At 55.4% G+C, this 14,284-nt stretch carries 15 protein-coding genes; 8 read left to right on the top strand and 7 right to left on the bottom strand.

Annotation, left to right across the window (positions count from 1 at the left end):
* Nucleotides 1-102 precede the first annotated feature (102 nt).
* The 3 genes from KO490_RS00445 to KO490_RS00455 all read right to left on the bottom strand — a co-directional run bounded on the left by KO490_RS00445 (nucleotide 103) and on the right by KO490_RS00455 (nucleotide 1,905).
* Entirely contained in the window at nucleotides 103-696 is a 594-nt protein-coding gene (locus tag KO490_RS00445; protein WP_216017436.1) for a hypothetical protein, read from the bottom strand.
* Nucleotides 697-798: 102 nt separating this feature from the next.
* A complete protein-coding gene (locus KO490_RS00450; protein WP_216017437.1) occupies nucleotides 799-1,017 on the bottom strand; it encodes a hypothetical protein in 219 nt (72 codons plus the stop codon).
* A gap of 252 nt (nucleotides 1,018-1,269) precedes the next feature.
* Nucleotides 1,270-1,905, bottom strand: coding sequence for an acyl-homoserine-lactone synthase (locus KO490_RS00455; protein WP_216017438.1), 636 nt, complete (start codon nucleotides 1,903-1,905; stop codon nucleotides 1,270-1,272).
* Nucleotides 1,906-2,239: 334 nt separating this feature from the next.
* On the opposite strand from KO490_RS00455, the gene KO490_RS00460 reads away from it, so the two are divergent.
* Together KO490_RS00460 and KO490_RS00465 are read left to right on the top strand one after the other, a co-directional pair.
* Nucleotides 2,240-2,860 carry an autoinducer binding domain-containing protein gene (locus KO490_RS00460; protein ID WP_216017439.1) on the top strand — a complete coding sequence of 207 codons (621 nt, stop codon included), beginning with the start codon at nucleotides 2,240-2,242 and terminating at the stop codon, nucleotides 2,858-2,860.
* An 876-nt stretch (nucleotides 2,861-3,736) separates the two neighbouring features.
* Nucleotides 3,737-4,729 (top strand): type 1 glutamine amidotransferase, encoded by a 993-nt coding sequence (locus KO490_RS00465; RefSeq protein WP_216017440.1) that lies wholly within the window; start codon nucleotides 3,737-3,739, stop codon nucleotides 4,727-4,729.
* 579 nt (nucleotides 4,730-5,308) lie between these two features.
* On the opposite strand, the gene KO490_RS00470 is transcribed toward KO490_RS00465, so the two are convergent.
* Entirely contained in the window at nucleotides 5,309-5,638 is a 330-nt protein-coding gene (locus tag KO490_RS00470) for a hypothetical protein (protein WP_216017441.1), read from the bottom strand.
* A 531-nt stretch (nucleotides 5,639-6,169) separates the two neighbouring features.
* On the opposite strand from KO490_RS00470, the gene KO490_RS00475 reads away from it, so the two are divergent.
* From KO490_RS00475 to KO490_RS00490, 4 genes are all read left to right on the top strand, one after another.
* Complete coding sequence (locus KO490_RS00475) at nucleotides 6,170-6,979, top strand: hypothetical protein (protein ID WP_216017442.1); 810 nt, start codon at nucleotides 6,170-6,172, stop codon at nucleotides 6,977-6,979.
* A 314-nt stretch (nucleotides 6,980-7,293) separates the two neighbouring features.
* On the top strand, nucleotides 7,294-7,818 hold the full coding sequence (locus tag KO490_RS00480; protein WP_216017443.1) for a TetR/AcrR family transcriptional regulator: 525 nt from the start codon (nucleotides 7,294-7,296) through the stop codon (nucleotides 7,816-7,818).
* Nucleotides 7,815-8,948 carry an MFS transporter gene (locus KO490_RS00485; RefSeq protein ID WP_216017444.1) on the top strand — a complete coding sequence of 378 codons (1,134 nt, stop codon included), beginning with the start codon at nucleotides 7,815-7,817 and terminating at the stop codon, nucleotides 8,946-8,948. The genes KO490_RS00480 and KO490_RS00485 overlap by 4 nt, the downstream gene beginning before the upstream one ends.
* 142 nt (nucleotides 8,949-9,090) lie before the next feature.
* A complete protein-coding gene (locus KO490_RS00490; protein WP_216017445.1) occupies nucleotides 9,091-9,723 on the top strand; it encodes a tyrosine-type recombinase/integrase in 633 nt (210 codons plus the stop codon).
* A gap of 311 nt (nucleotides 9,724-10,034) precedes the next feature.
* Here the strand turns inward: KO490_RS00490 and KO490_RS00495 are convergent, their stop codons facing one another.
* Both KO490_RS00495 and KO490_RS00500 read right to left on the bottom strand, forming a co-directional pair.
* Nucleotides 10,035-10,850, bottom strand: coding sequence for an SIR2 family protein (locus KO490_RS00495; RefSeq protein ID WP_216017446.1), 816 nt, complete (start codon nucleotides 10,848-10,850; stop codon nucleotides 10,035-10,037).
* Complete coding sequence (locus KO490_RS00500) at nucleotides 10,843-11,391, bottom strand: non-canonical purine NTP pyrophosphatase (protein ID WP_216017447.1); 549 nt, start codon at nucleotides 11,389-11,391, stop codon at nucleotides 10,843-10,845. Before KO490_RS00500 ends, KO490_RS00495 begins: the two co-directional genes overlap by 8 nt.
* Before the next feature lie 68 nt (nucleotides 11,392-11,459).
* Between KO490_RS00500 and add the strand changes: the two genes are divergently transcribed.
* The gene (gene add, locus KO490_RS00505; protein WP_216017448.1) at nucleotides 11,460-12,386 is read left to right on the top strand and encodes an adenosine deaminase; all 927 of its coding nucleotides are present in this window, start codon (nucleotides 11,460-11,462) and stop codon (nucleotides 12,384-12,386) included.
* Between the two features lie 253 nt (nucleotides 12,387-12,639).
* Nucleotides 12,640-13,254 (top strand): hypothetical protein, encoded by a 615-nt coding sequence (locus KO490_RS00510; RefSeq protein WP_216017449.1) that lies wholly within the window; start codon nucleotides 12,640-12,642, stop codon nucleotides 13,252-13,254.
* Between the two features lie 260 nt (nucleotides 13,255-13,514).
* On the opposite strand, the gene KO490_RS00515 is transcribed toward KO490_RS00510, so the two are convergent.
* The gene (locus KO490_RS00515) at nucleotides 13,515-13,835 is read right to left on the bottom strand and encodes an H-NS family nucleoid-associated regulatory protein (RefSeq protein ID WP_216017450.1); all 321 of its coding nucleotides are present in this window, start codon (nucleotides 13,833-13,835) and stop codon (nucleotides 13,515-13,517) included.
* Nucleotides 13,836-14,284: the final 449 nt, after the last annotated feature.

Below are 14,284 nucleotides of genomic sequence, written 5' to 3' on the forward strand. Positions count from 1 at the left end.
CAAACCCGGCGCGGTTCATGCTGCAAACCGGCCAGGGATCCGCATGATACGTCTTCAGATCATGCGTGATGCAATCATGCCTGTTAATGTCGCGTGCTGAAATCAGCAGATACTGCTCATCTTGTAGGAGGTGACAAACTCCTCATATGTCCGGTCAAACTCTTCGCCGGTTAGCTTGGGTGTCTTGATGATCTCGACACTGTTTTGCTCAGTAGACAGCACGAGGGATACGCTTCGTTCGCCGATGGGCGAGACATCGATCTTCATGCGGTATCCGTAGACCTCGGTGATCTTTGATGCGGTCTTCCGGCGCCAGGTGTTGGCACGAGGGCAGCTCGTCGCTGTTAGGCATTCAAGTACGTAGGGCGGGCAGCTTAGGAATTCTGGCTCCTCTTCCTCTGTCATCACCTGAACGCTGATCAGGGGGGCAGATTCTGTTCCGCCTGTCACATGGGCGATCCAGGCAGTAACGGCGTGGCTGCGACCTGCGCACATCGTTTCAACAGCTGCATAGCAGACCCATCCCTGCAGCTTGCCAGAACAGTCATGATGTTCGACTGATGCCTGGCGGATGACTGTGCCTGCCCCATGAGTTCTTTCGACATCGACGAGGATGGCACTGAGGCCAAGCTTGGTAGCCACTTCAGGATGAAGTGAAGCGGCTCCATCTTTTATGTAAGATTGGCTGTTACGCAAAGTTTTACACCGCTCTAGCAGGTTATCAGACAGCGCGAGAGTGCGCCAAAGAAACTGCCATCAAGGTCTCGCACAAGGTGGTCTATGGCTTCAGAAAGCTACCTAAGATCTTTCGATATGCTTGGGCATACGTGCGAGCCCCAGAAACTGGCGGTGATCTCCCACGAGCGGGGGCAGGAAAATCCCGCCTTCCCGCACTTCGAGCGAAACTACCCCATCCTCGTCAGCGTAGAGCTCGAAGTATTCCCGCAATGTCTCTACCATATCCCAAGTGAACTCAGCCGTTCCCAGATGTTCCCCTTTGAGTTTCAGATGCATCATCAATCGAAACCCTATTTGAGATACTTGAGAGCCGTTGGAAGGGAGGCGATGCCCACCAATTCCGGGGAGCTGCCTGGCGGCAGCATCCACAGCACATTGTCTCGGAACTGGACCTTTATGGTCCCATCAGATGTTGCGAGGCTATCAAAACGCTCTAGCAGTCTTTCGACCATATCTTTGGTCAGCTCGGCTTGGGCAATCTCGCCCCACTTTTTAGTAGCAAGCATTTTAGTTCTCCAAGGGTACAGGTGGCTACTGCGTTTTGCGTACCGGGCACTCGATGACCTGGAACCGGCCATCGTCATTCCCCGTAACAGGGCCTAGCTGCTTGGCAGGCCATTTCCATGTCTTCGCCATCCGGAGGAATGCGGGTGAGCCGAGGAACATCAGCGAAGCTGCGCCCTTTTGAGAAAGAAACTCATTGGTCGCTTGAAGGATCAGGCGCGTGATGTCCTTGGGGCCATTGACAACCATTCGAGTTAATTCCCAGACACCCTCGTCCTGAGGTGGAACTTCGTCGCAGAGATTAATTGGCAAACCGGGTAAAATTCCGAGGCAGGCATCCCGGATCATGTAGGAATATTGGACCCGGCCACCGCCGCTACGCTGATCGGTGCGGCGAAGTCGCGCCCCGCCCACCACTTCAAGTCCACGTGTCGCAACAATGTAGGTTGTGTCGAACGAGTCGTACTGTTCAAATTCCAGATCATCGACATGGAACAGCGGCCATTCAAGGCGGTCGACAAAAACCTCTTTGCGAAGCTTTAGATAGCTGCTGACTAAGTGCCAATGTGCGATGCCTTCAGGATATCTGATAATCCTAACCTCGTAATCCGAGGGTGCCTCGGGCTGATAGACAGATGGATAGTCTTGGTTATTAGTACGCATTGCTTAAAATTGTCCTAGCTACTTCCCAAGGATCATCCGAACTTCTGGGACGTAACGCCCCAGAGGCCCTGATCAGAAATCTGGATGGTGACGTACTTCCCCGAGCGGGCATGCGCGCACACACGGGTCGAGTCCTCCAATATGCCGGCAGTAATCTCTGCCGAGGAGGCCAGGACGTTCAGTTGACTGACTTCTGTCTTCTGCACAGTTGGCATGAGAATAGCGTCCCCGACCGGTCTCCATGGGATGCATTATTGAGCATCACTGCCGCTTGACAATGATCTGGCCGAAAGGCCACTACTTTTGGGCAGACTATTGACAAAGGTATTTGCTCATGCTGGACGCATTCATTCCAAACTCTGAAGATGAGTTGCGTGCCTTGGAAAGTATTGCGCCAGGTGGTTTCGTGATTGGTTTCGGCCTTCGCTACGGTCAGCCAGATTTTTTCCTCAACCGCTATCCAGACGCTTGGACTGCACTGTACGAACAGGAAAATTACTTTTTCGGTGATCCTGTAGCAGCTTGGACCATCACCCGTACCGGATCTACTCGTTGGACAGATGTAAAATTTCCGGACCCGCGGGGCATCATGAAGGAAGCCCGAAACCATAAGATGAACTACGGTGCAACTTTCGTGACCAAGATGGACCGAAAACGCTCCTTCATGTCGGTTGCCCGTCCGGATCGCGAGCTCGATGACAGTGAAATGATGATGCTGCATAGCAAGCTCGAAATCTGGGCCAAGATGTTTGCCAGATCGAGAGTTTCACTCACGGAAGGCGAGTTGGCTGCCCTGATCTCCATTCGTGATGGAGCGCGCCAGGCTGAGGCTGCGGAAACCCTGAAGGTTAGCCTATCGACACTAAAGCTGCGACTGGACAGCGCGCAAAAGAAACTTGGCGCTCCCAACACCCTCAGTGCTGTGGTTATGGCAGTGAGGCGGAACATGATTTGAGTTGAGGCGAGTGGCTCAGACGGCTTTGCGACCTAAAGCCGTCATGACTTTCTGAGCGCAAGGGCAGTTATCCTTCTGTAGGTAGGCTACTCGTCTGCTGCTAGCGCCTGAACCAGTAACATGCCGCTTATATCTGCTGTGGGCACTGTATTTCGCATGCGCAGCTAAGTTTGCCTGTTCCATAAGCCTGATTATAGGTACTCGCGCTGTAGAAGCGAAGTATGATTGTCGCGAACTGGCGGCGTTGATTTGCCGCCTCGTACCTGACGGGTAACGCTCGCGGCACCGAAAAACGATCACGCGCCGGCGCTTGTCCATGCAAAGCAATCTTCCGTAACACTGCCCCCTGCGCCAAAACCTGTCCTCTATGTCGATCATGCCGGCAGAACTGTGGTTTGTTCTGCCGCTATACGAGTGCTACGCAATGGAATGCATCCACTCTCTTGCTGTGAGAACCGCACGGCAGCGCCTACGCGCGGAGTCCGCCGATCTGCCCTGGCTAAACGTTGGAGTCGGAGTTTACGTCGCGTATTGGGCTGGGTGACGCGAGTCGGGTACGGCTCAGCGGACATTTTTTCCAAGTAGCAATTGGCCTTGCAAAAAATTTGACGAACCAGCGAGGGCAATCTGCTGCGGCGTCTTATAATAGAGGGTGGATCTGGATCCTGACACCAACCGGTTCACCCTGACCCACCCTAAGTGACGCCGAAAAAAATATTTTCGTCATCAATACCATAGCACCATCCTCGACATCCGGGAAAATTACAATGATAGGGTCATAGGACAACTAGCGGCGCCAAACTCGCAACCGAGCCAAGCCTGCGTGCCCATTTAACTCAGGATATGGCTGAAAACATTACGGCGCGGAGCAGAGCCATGGTTCCCATCGCGATCTCAGTGATGGTGAAGCATATCGAGGTGGCGGACGCCTATCACGGTGCGTCTCGCTGGCGAACCAGAATTGTACTGCGTGAGGTTGGTAGACGCAGCGGCGAACGTTTTCCCATGCGATGGCGTTGTGTCGTTCACCGCAATCGGAAAGGCTCGTTGTTGTCCCCTCTCATCCTCGTCGTCTCAAGCGAGACTCCTTCACAGCAGAACGAACGCCGAAGCTATTCCGGGCAGGCATCACATGAGAGCTACGCCGTAGCATTGCAGCGCTTAAGGCCCGGGGTTGAACTGAGAGCGGCCTCGTGTCTGACCGATGAGGAAGATTCTGATCTCGGGCGATATGACGGCATCATATTTGCCGGATCACCTATTCAGATGCACAAGGACGGCCCGGAGACCCGCGCGGCAGCTCGTTTCATGACACGGGTATTTGAGGCAGGGGTGCCCGCCTTTGGTTCATGCGCTGGCCTTCAAATCGCGGCCGTGGCGGCGGGAGGCAAGACAGGACCGAGACTTCCCGGCGCCGAGGTTGCTTTTGCCCGCGAGATTACTCGCACTAGTGCAGGAGCCGAACACCCGATGCTGGCTGAGCGTCCCGCAACATGGACAGCGCCCGCTATGCACTCAAGTATCGTGACCCGCCTGCCTCCGGGCGGTCTCACATTGGCCGCGAACCCGGACACACCCATAGAGGCAGCCGAGATCCGCCACGGGCCCGGCATTTTTTGGGGAGTCCAATATCACCCCGAGCTCTCCCTCGATGAAATCGCCGCATCGACGGCACATCAGGCGGATGACGTTATCGCCCAGGGTCTTGCATGCGACAAGGATGAAGTAGAGGCAATGACGGCTCGGATGCGCGAGCTGGAGATCATGCCGGAAAGGGCAGATATCGCTTGGCAGCTAGGGTTAAACGCTGAGATCATCCAGTTCGAGCGTCGGACCCGGGAGATTCAGAATTTCCTAAACGCGATATAAACACCAATACAACGATCTCCCGGACGCGAGAGTGCCACAGCGATACCAAGCAGGCTCCTTGCCCTGTGGCACAAATAAGCAATTAATCGAAAGTCGCTCGCCAGAGAAGCCGAGAGATGAATGAGGGATGGGGTACAGCAGCTACCGGTTAGCTTTTGGAAGATCCCACTATCTTCCCGGCATTCATTGCTAGCTTACCTCTCCTAGAGCGAATGATATTAATCCGAGCCATTCCGCCCACGCGCGGCCAGCGTTACCGATCTAATACTGCATGTCTTTTTCACCGGCCCCGTCTTGCCGTTTCAGGCTGTATGCCGATCGCGGGGCCGCGGGTGCAGTTCGTTTACGATGAAGGAAGACCGCGGTCTCACTCAATCTGGATATGGATTGCATCTTGATTTGCCGCCAGGGATGATGGGCCTGGGGAGGAGCGTCAGCCAGCCTGCGCATTCGGCCCTTTGCAGCCGGTCGGGACAGCGTTTCTGCTGCCGTGCAACTTCCCAAGAGCAGACGTTTATGCCCTGCGCGGCGAGATCGACAAGTCATTGGCTGCTCTGCGGGCCAAAGTGAAGGTTGCTCTCATCGAATGTCGAAGTCGATACGGTCATGGGTTAGACCGTTCCACCCCCGGACGATGGAAAGCGAACTGTTGGAGCCAACGTTTTTACAATGCACCTCTCCATCCATCAGCACGATCAATTTCTTCCCTTCGAGATCCTGGGGCCCTACGTATTCCATACAGGATGGGTTCGACACGGGCGCAGCGAGCACGCTGTTTTCCTTCGCTCCCTTACAGCGCGGCAAAGGCTCTCCAATCAAATCGTAGCCAACGAGGCAGACTTGCGCGTAACCGTCAAACCGTGGATCGTCTAGGAGAATTTCCTGCCCGCGCAGAAGTTCGGATAGCATTACGGACCGTTGAAGAGCTTGCACTTCTTCAATTTCTGTTTGCGGTGGAGTGACAACGCACACAGCTAGCGCGACTGATAACAGGCCCAGACAGATTATAGTCTTAGATTTCAATGCGCACCCTTTATGTCGTCTTCCGGCTCTGCCCAGGTCCCTCATGGTGAAAGCTTTGCTTGGTTGGCTGCGCTACGGCAAGTTAGCGTCATGCCATCTATGCAGATGACCGCGGAGGGCTTTTGACCTACGACGTCAATCTGCCACCATTGGCGACTCCGCGAGGTTGTGGGAGCCCCAGGCCCGCGCTTTCGGCCCATTGCGGCCGTTTGACACGCAACTGGCGCCACCGCACAGCTTCCCCAAACCGGACGTTCATGCTTGTCGCGGCGCGATTGACCAAGCACAGTCTGCTTTGCAGGGCGAAGCTGCCGTTCAATCGAATGGCTTAAATGTCTGCTTAGAATATGGAAATGATAAACAGTACGTTCATCTGACGAAAGATTTGAAGTCCCAGTTTGGCTAGATCGAGTTGGCATGAAAAAGCAAGAATTAGGTATTTGTAGACTGACATTGGCGCGCGGGAAATTCGTAAAATCGCATATCATTCCGAAAGCGTTGACGCCCAGAGACGTTCCAGGAAGCCTTATGTTTCAGTCCGACGGGCATGAACGCCCGAAAAAGCGTTTTGACAGTTGGTATGACCAAAGGCTGGTAATTCGGAAGGGGGAAGACATTCTCGCGTCGATTGATGACGATGCGATAAAGGAGATTCAGCGCCTAAAACTTGCGTGGAAGTATTGGGACGATCAATCTGAACTTTCTATGGAGCCGTTCAGAGCCGGGGCAGCAGTCGGGGTTCGCTCTCTCATTAATGTCAATCATGTTGCGTTAGCTAAACTTGCAATCAGCATACTCTGGCGTGCAGGCGCTTCTGAAATGGAGGATTTTAAGAACTTTCTTGTTTCGGAGACGCTTCTAGAACAAGCTAGGCTGGTAGTGATTGGTCACCACAAATTCGACCCGACAGTGTTTCCAATCAAAGTTTTTCAGTTTGGGACGAAAGGCCCATTGCACAACCTTACTCCGATGAATCACGAACTCTCTCGGGCAGATGGAGCGAAGGAAAAGTTCTTCAGGATATTTGCGAATGGTCTTTTTTTCCACGTTACCGATACAACATCATCTCAACCAGATGATATTGGAAAAGCAAACTGGTATCTTCGTGCATCTGGTAAGCTCGACGTGCTCTGCATGGATTTCGAGAAGTCTGCTCAGAACGAATTTGCTACTTCTGTTTTTAGTCATTTCGCTTCGCAGCAGAGCAGTAGTGGCAAACAAACATAGGCTTGAAGGTCGAAACGGACATTCAATCAACCCGCAGCATCGGTCACTTTGGGCTCTTCTCGCTGATCTGCCTGCCTTGGTGCAGGGCCAGTGCGCGGCAGCTCCTGACCCGCACTCTCGGCCCTTGTCTGCCGTTGGTCGGGGTCGTCATCTCTGCAGCGCAGCTTCCCCAAACCGGCCATCGGTGGCATCGCGCAGCATGATCTAGCTCGAGAGCGTCCGGAATGCGGACAAAGCCGCCCTCTGTTTCTACCAGCTTGCAATGTAAAACGATCGTTTTACATAAGTGTCTATGGATGCAAGAGGAGGCCCCCATGGATATGACCACCAAACTCACCGCAGCCGCAGAGCGGCTCTTCGACCGTCACGGCTACATGGCCACCGGCATGGACCGGTTGACGGAGGCTGCGGGAATGTCGAGCCGCACTCTCTACAAGAACGCCGGTAGCAAGGCCGCGCTCATGGCGCGTGTCCTGACCGAGAGAGACCGGCGCTTCATGGCCCGGGTGGAGGTGCGGACCGTCGACGCCCTGTTTGCTGCACTTGAGGACTGGGTGCGGGTCGAGGGGTGTCGGGGCTGCCTGTTCCTTCGGTCTCGTGCGGAAACGGGTGGCGACACACCGGAGATCGCCGAAGCCGTCGCGGCGCACAAGGAGGCCTTCCACCGGCGGATCGGCGAGGTCGTCGCAACGGATCTGGGACGCGAGGACCCGGCGCTCGCAGAGCAGGTTCTGGTCCTCTTCGAGGGCGCGACCCATGCGGCTGTCTATCGTGGAGCGCAAACCGTCTCCGCAGCAAAGGCGGCGGCGGCCATCTTGGTGGCGAGGGCGCGCTCATGAGCCCGGCCCTGCGCATCGGCGCGACAGGTTTCGCCCTCATCGCGGTCTGCTACGGTTTTGCCCGCTTCGCCTTCGGCCTGTTCCTGCCGCAGATCGACGGCGAACTGGGCATTGGCACGTCCCTGAGTGGGGTGATCTCGGGTGGCTCTTTCGCCGGCTACTGCATCGCCATTGTCGCCTCGGCCATCCTGACCGAACGGCTCGGCGCGCGCGCCATCGCGGTCGCGGCAGCCCTCGTTGCGGCAATCGGCATGGCGGGCATCGCGCTCGCGCCGTCGCCACTGATCCTGGCCATTGCCGTGGTGGTCGCCGGATCGAGCACGGGCCTTGCCTCGCCGCCTATGGCCGCCGCGGTTGCAGCGGCGGTCAGTAAAGGTCGGCAGGACCTGACGAACACGGTCATCAATGCGGGCGTAAGCGCTGGCGTTGCGCTGTCGGGGCCCATCGCCCTCGCTATCATGGGACACTGGCGGCTGGCCTTCGGAGCTTTTGCCGCCGTGGCACTGGTATTGGCGATCGCAGCCGCCATCGCGCTCCCCGCAGCCTCGGGCAGCGGCCGACCAGGTGGTCTGCCCCCGATGACGGGACCGGTCCTACGACTGATCTCGGCATCCTTCCTGATGGGGGCCGCGAGCACGGCGCTCTGGTCCTTCGGCGGCCAGCTCGTCGCGAGCCAGCTGGACTGGGGAACGACCGGAACTGCCCTTCTCTGGACCTGCATCGGTGTCGGCGGGCTTGTTGGAGCCTTGGCAGGAACACTTGTCGGAAAGTTTGGTCTCGACCGCGTTCACTGGGCCTTTTTAGGCTTGATGGCGGCCAGCATCCTGTCGGTCGGCCTCGGACTTGGTCCCGTCCCCACGCTGGTTGGCGGTGCCGTTTTCGGCGCGGCCTACGTGATGCTGACGGGAGTCTACCTTATTTGGGGCACCCACGCCCTGCCGGACCGGCCTGCAACAGGGCTCATGGTCGGGTTTCTGACCATCGCCGTGGGTCAGACCGTCGGCGCACCGCTTTTTGGATTTCTGATGGCGGGTCCGGGCGTCGAGTTTGCCGTTATATCTTTCGCCGCCGCCGCACTGATCGCCGGGGCTTTCCGAGCAAGGAGCGCAGTCAATAGCGCACTTGCGTAGCCTCCTGGGGGTAAGCGAAGGTCTCGGAAGGTCTCGGAAGGGCTCGGAGCAGACCTTCGCGGTGGGCTGGCTTGATGTGGTATACTGTGTCACCAACATGAGGTTGGTGTCGAGGCTGGGCGAGGAGGTTGGAGGACAGAACATGCCGACTGCCAACTTACCTGCCATCCGCGCTTGCCGCCCTGCCTGGAACAAGGGGCGCCTGATCGGTCAGAAACGCCCACTTTTGCCGAAACATGTCTGGGCCATCCGCGTTCGCCTGGAGATCGCCGTGAACCATCGCGACCTTGCCCTCTTCAACTTGGCCGTCGACAGCAAGCTCCGTGGCTGCGACTTGGTGAAACTAAAGGTCGTCGACGTCTACGCTTCCGGCCAGGTCAAGGAACGTGCATCGATCATTCAAAGCAAGACCCAACGGCCGGTCAGGTTTGAGATCACGGAAGGAACGCGGAAATCGCTGTCGCGCTGGATGGAAGAGCCGTTGATGGTCGGCTCGGAATTTCTCTGGCCGGGCCGTTTCCATGAGCGCCTGCACATCTCGACACGGCAGTACGCTCGTCTCGTTCGGGATTGGGTGTCATCCATCGGCCTGGACCCCACATCCTACGGAACTCACTCCATGCGCCGGACGAAGGTCGCGGAGATCTATCGGAAGACGGGGAACCTGCGCGCCGTTCAGCTTCTTCTGGGACACACCAAGATGGACAGCACGGTCCGGTATCTGGGCGTGGACCTAGAAGACGCGCTTGCCATCTCCGAAAGTGTTGAAATCTAATGGACCGGGCCGCCGTCACTGGCGGCCCAGACCGGACGTTCACGTGTTGTCATTATTGCACAGCGGCGCTCCCGTAAGCCGACAATCGACACTTTCCGCAGCGAAATCTAGATCATTGGGTTGAAGACATGGGGCCTTTTATCCTTCACAGCGGTAGTCATCAATGTCCACACAGGCTGAAGAGAGTGCTGGCCGCGCCACGCGGCCAGCGGATGGAAGCAGATGGGTCAGTCTGACAGCCACTGCTGACGATTTCCTTCGTCTTCGGGCTTTCCAAACTTAATGGAGCCCTCGGTCGTGGTTCTACGGCCTCACGGTAGCTTAGCGCGAGCAGCGAGGAGCTTGTCGAATAGTTCTTCTAGCGCTGTGCTGGGGGTCAGGGAATCCGAGACGATCGGATGGATACCGCGGCTTGCCAGTACCCGCTCGCGAACGGGATCTGGTCTCAAAAGAAATATGAAACAAGGCGGCCGTTGGGCCGCCAAACCGGCAGCCTCCCACATCTTGTGAAGCCGATACAGAAGCAGACGCATGTTGAGATCGTTCAGACTGTAGCCGACGAACAATACGCTCCGGCTCAGAACGTCGGCCCGAAACTTGATATCTAGCGGAGCTTCGAATTGTAGTCGCTCGAAATAATCTGACTCGGTGACTACCAGCGAATCGTCGTCGTCGAAGTCGCCGTGGAACTTGACGATTTGTGTCGCGTCAGGAAGCGCGTTGGCGATGTCGAGCACAGACTTGATCTTGCTGAATCGCTTGCTCTTGAGCTGATGAATGCGTTCGAGGTTACGATCGTAGTTAGTCGTATAAATCAACGGAAAATCGAGTTCGACGATTTGATCGTGCACACGCGATTTCAGCAGTTGATCGTCAGGCACGTGCCAGCTGCGATCCATCCAACTACGGAGTTCGCCAATGCTATTGCGCTCCAGCTTATAGAATTCGGCAATTTGCAGATAGTCGGCACCATCTGGCACCAGGACTTCGGGATCGTAGCCAAGTTCGCTCGCCATGTGGGCAATCAGACTTGACCAGCTCGGAAGATCCAATGGAACTGACAGACCCGCTCCTGCGAACAAGATGACTTGCCTTTTAGTTACCAGATCCGCGAGCTGTTCAATCATTCCGGCTACTCCCCAAGTGAGCGGCGAACGCGTCCAACGCTCTTTTTCTCATCGAAATCTCGTTCTTGTTCTCGCCCATCTCTGCAAATGTCTGCTCATGCCCATCAGGGATGAAGACACAGTCCCACTGGAAACTGTCGTCACCTCGAGGTTCCGAAGAGATCGTGCCGTCGATGGCGCCTTCGAAGTGGAATATCTGCTTCCCATTACAATACCCGATCTGGGTTTTGGCCGTCACTGATCCGCCCCCGAACAAACGCCCGACCCGCTCCTTTTGCAGGGTGTCCCAGAACACTTGCGTAAGGCCTCCAGGGAAGCCGTCCAGCTCCTTGAGGAATAAGCATGTTTGCTCTACGAAGACGGGGTGTCCTAGAAGATGAAAGGCCCGTAGCGTCTTGTTTCGCACAATTGCCCGCACATCGTCCGACTGAATCTCGTCGATCGGAAGGTGTACGGCGACGAGTTCAACGCCGACCGATTTTAATATAGTGGACGCTTCGGCGATCTTGTGTTGGTTCCGGGATAGAAATCTAATGCGCATGTTCAACTCCGAGCGCGATCGCGCCGACAACCTTATGCGAACGCTAAATATTTAAAAAGAAAGTGTCGATGATAGATTTACATGTTCACCTTCGCGGCACGCTCACTCCGACTATGGCCTGTAAACTTGCCGAAAGAAATTCCATAAGCCTCGACGCCGCCCGATGGGCTGCAAAAGGATATGGTTGGCACGACTTTACCTCCTTCTTACAGGCATATGACCATATCGCATCGGTCATCGCTACCGCTCAAGATCTCGAGGAGGTTGCCTACGACTATCTTTCCCGCTCAGCACAACTGGGCACGACCTACGTCGAGTTCATGCTTTCGCCACCAGATTTGATGCGTGTGGGCGTCGCATTCGATGACCAGCTCGCCGCACTGTCCGCCGCGCGTGAGCGAGCTTTGGAACTCCATGGCATCGATTGTCGAATGATCGCCACTGCGGTTCGGCACTTGGGACCTGCAGCTGCCACCCAAGCCGCGAGATTAGCTGTGGGTCGCCAACACGACATATTAGTGGGCTTTGGCCTTACTGGCGACGAACGGATGTTTTCAGTGGGAGATTTTAGGGAAGCTTTTAGCATCGCTCGATCTGAGCGCCTGCATACGACGGCCCATGCTGGAGAACATCTCGGACCGGATACCATCATCGAAGCGATCGAAGTGCTGGGCCTCGAACGCGTGGGTCATGGGATCCGAGCGGTTGAATCGGAAGGCGTCATGCGCCAGCTTGCATCAGCGAAAGTCCCGCTCGAGGTGTGTCTAACGAGCAACCTCGCTCTAAATCTCTACCCATCAATTGGCAAGCATCCGGTTGGTCGACTGGCCGCAGCGGGGTGCGCGATTGTGCTCGGAACAGACGATCCTTCCTTCTTTTCGACCGACATCGAGAAGGAATACAGTCTGGCGGCTGGGGTAGGGTTGTCGGCGCACGACATAACAGCACAGGCAAATGCAGCTTCTTTCCGCGCAATCTTACCCTCCGGGTGCTGATGCCCGCTTTCTCGATTTTGCGAAGGCATGCAACCGGAAGCAGGTTAACGGATTTCCTCTAATGGCCCAGATCTGCGACCACTAGGCGAGTTGGATGCTGCGGTGCGGCCCGTCGAAGCTAACGTTCGCTGCGGCCGTAAGAGCCAGGCGGCTCCGAACCGAAACTTTGCGGTACGTTTCTACCGCCACCTTAACATTTGAGGCTGTAGCTGAGCGCCAAATCGTTGCATAATGTGCATGATGAAAAGGAAGCATGGTATTCCGGAATCAATCGGCGGCGTTACAACCGGGAAATCCTGACAACGGAAGGCAATTTAATTTGGGGCACACAGAGTTTCTCGTCAATAGAGGCGTGAGAGGGTTCTCGAACGTTGAAGAAGCAATCGAAAAACTAGAGAATCTATCGATCGTCTTCACGAACCGCTGGCAGAGAAATGAGTTCTTAGCGGCTGGTAAAGCAAGTGGAGAAGCAATGATTTGCTTCGATCATATTATCGGCGAGCTAATGCGATTAAGAGATAGCCGAAAGTCATCTATCGGCTATTCAGACACAGATTTTGCGCAAGCGTTGGCAATAGTTTCTGGTCGATCAAAACCGAACGCATCTCAGGCTGACGTTGCCGACATTACTGCAAACCCCGGCACTGGGAGACTGCCCACGCCTGCGCCGATTGTCGATATAAGTCTCGAGAAAGCACTTAACAAAATAAAGCATCGCCATCCGACCGCAATGAATTTCCGCTTTGACACTGATAGACATATCCTTGTCTTCTGCGCGCTGAACACGAACGGATCGCTCGAAAGCATCGTCGAGTTAGATGTATTGTCTTTTTGCGAAAAGTGCCGGGGAGCCGCAAGCTCCATTTGAGAAGCAACCTGATAAGTTCAATGCTTGGAGTAACCACCCTAACTCGTAATCTGCGCAATATCACTATCGGGCCGATTTCAGCTCGCGTTGTCGTTCATCCCGCTTCCGAAAAGAAAAGGTCTGACGGAATGTCTGCTTTTGCACTGCGGCTAAGGTCTGTTCTGACCTGCAGCGAATGTCAGGAAACCGCCCATTTAAACAATTGCCAATGTGTCGTGGGCAAAGGGGGGGGGCTTCCCCCCCCCAGACCAATCTAGCTTTTAAGCGATCTTGAGGTCTTCGAGGTCGTTACCGGCTTCGACATGTTCCTTGATCCACCGAGGCTGGCGACCGCGACCTGTCCAGGTAAGTTCTGCATTCTCCGGATGTGCATATTTCGGTGCGACCTTCGATCCGGACTTCTTTTTGGCATCGCTCAATTCACTTAAACTGTAGCCATGCGCCCGTGCTGCTTCTTCAGCGGCAGCTAGGGCTTCGCGCATTTTGCGTTCTTCATAGCCTTCGATCAGCCTTTCAACTTTCTTGCTGACCTTCCGAAGCTCCGCCAGTTCGAGGTTCTCGAGTTGTGTATCTAAGTCCATTAGCGTGCTCCTCTATGATGTGATCGTGTGAGATCTACTGGCCTGTGTAGACGAAAAGTACCAATACTCCCATAACAATCTATCATATTTTCAGAACACAGAATGGACCCGGTTGGCAGATCTGTTCATCGACGTATTCAGCATGAATTCCCTGCAAATGACGGGAAGTCGCTTGTTCCGATCTTCGACCAGATGTGGTTATAAGGGTATTGCCCTTTTCGCGGCGCGCTCGATCCGAGAAATAGCCACATGGGCTTCTCGGTCCCCTCTTGTGGGGCGTAGATCGATGCCAAGCTCAGGTGGACGGGAGATCAGTTCTGAATGCATTCGCACGGTCCTAAGTTGTAGCGCTCGCATTTGCTGAGGGCTCGGTTCAGATCTGCTCTGCTCCTGCTCTGCCCCCTGAAAACTGGACCGTTTGAAACTGGAATTTTCGGCTAACCTTCCCT

It is taken from the genome of Paracoccus sp. C2R09 (assembly GCF_018860625.1).
GTDB lineage: Bacteria > Pseudomonadota > Alphaproteobacteria > Rhodobacterales > Rhodobacteraceae > Paracoccus.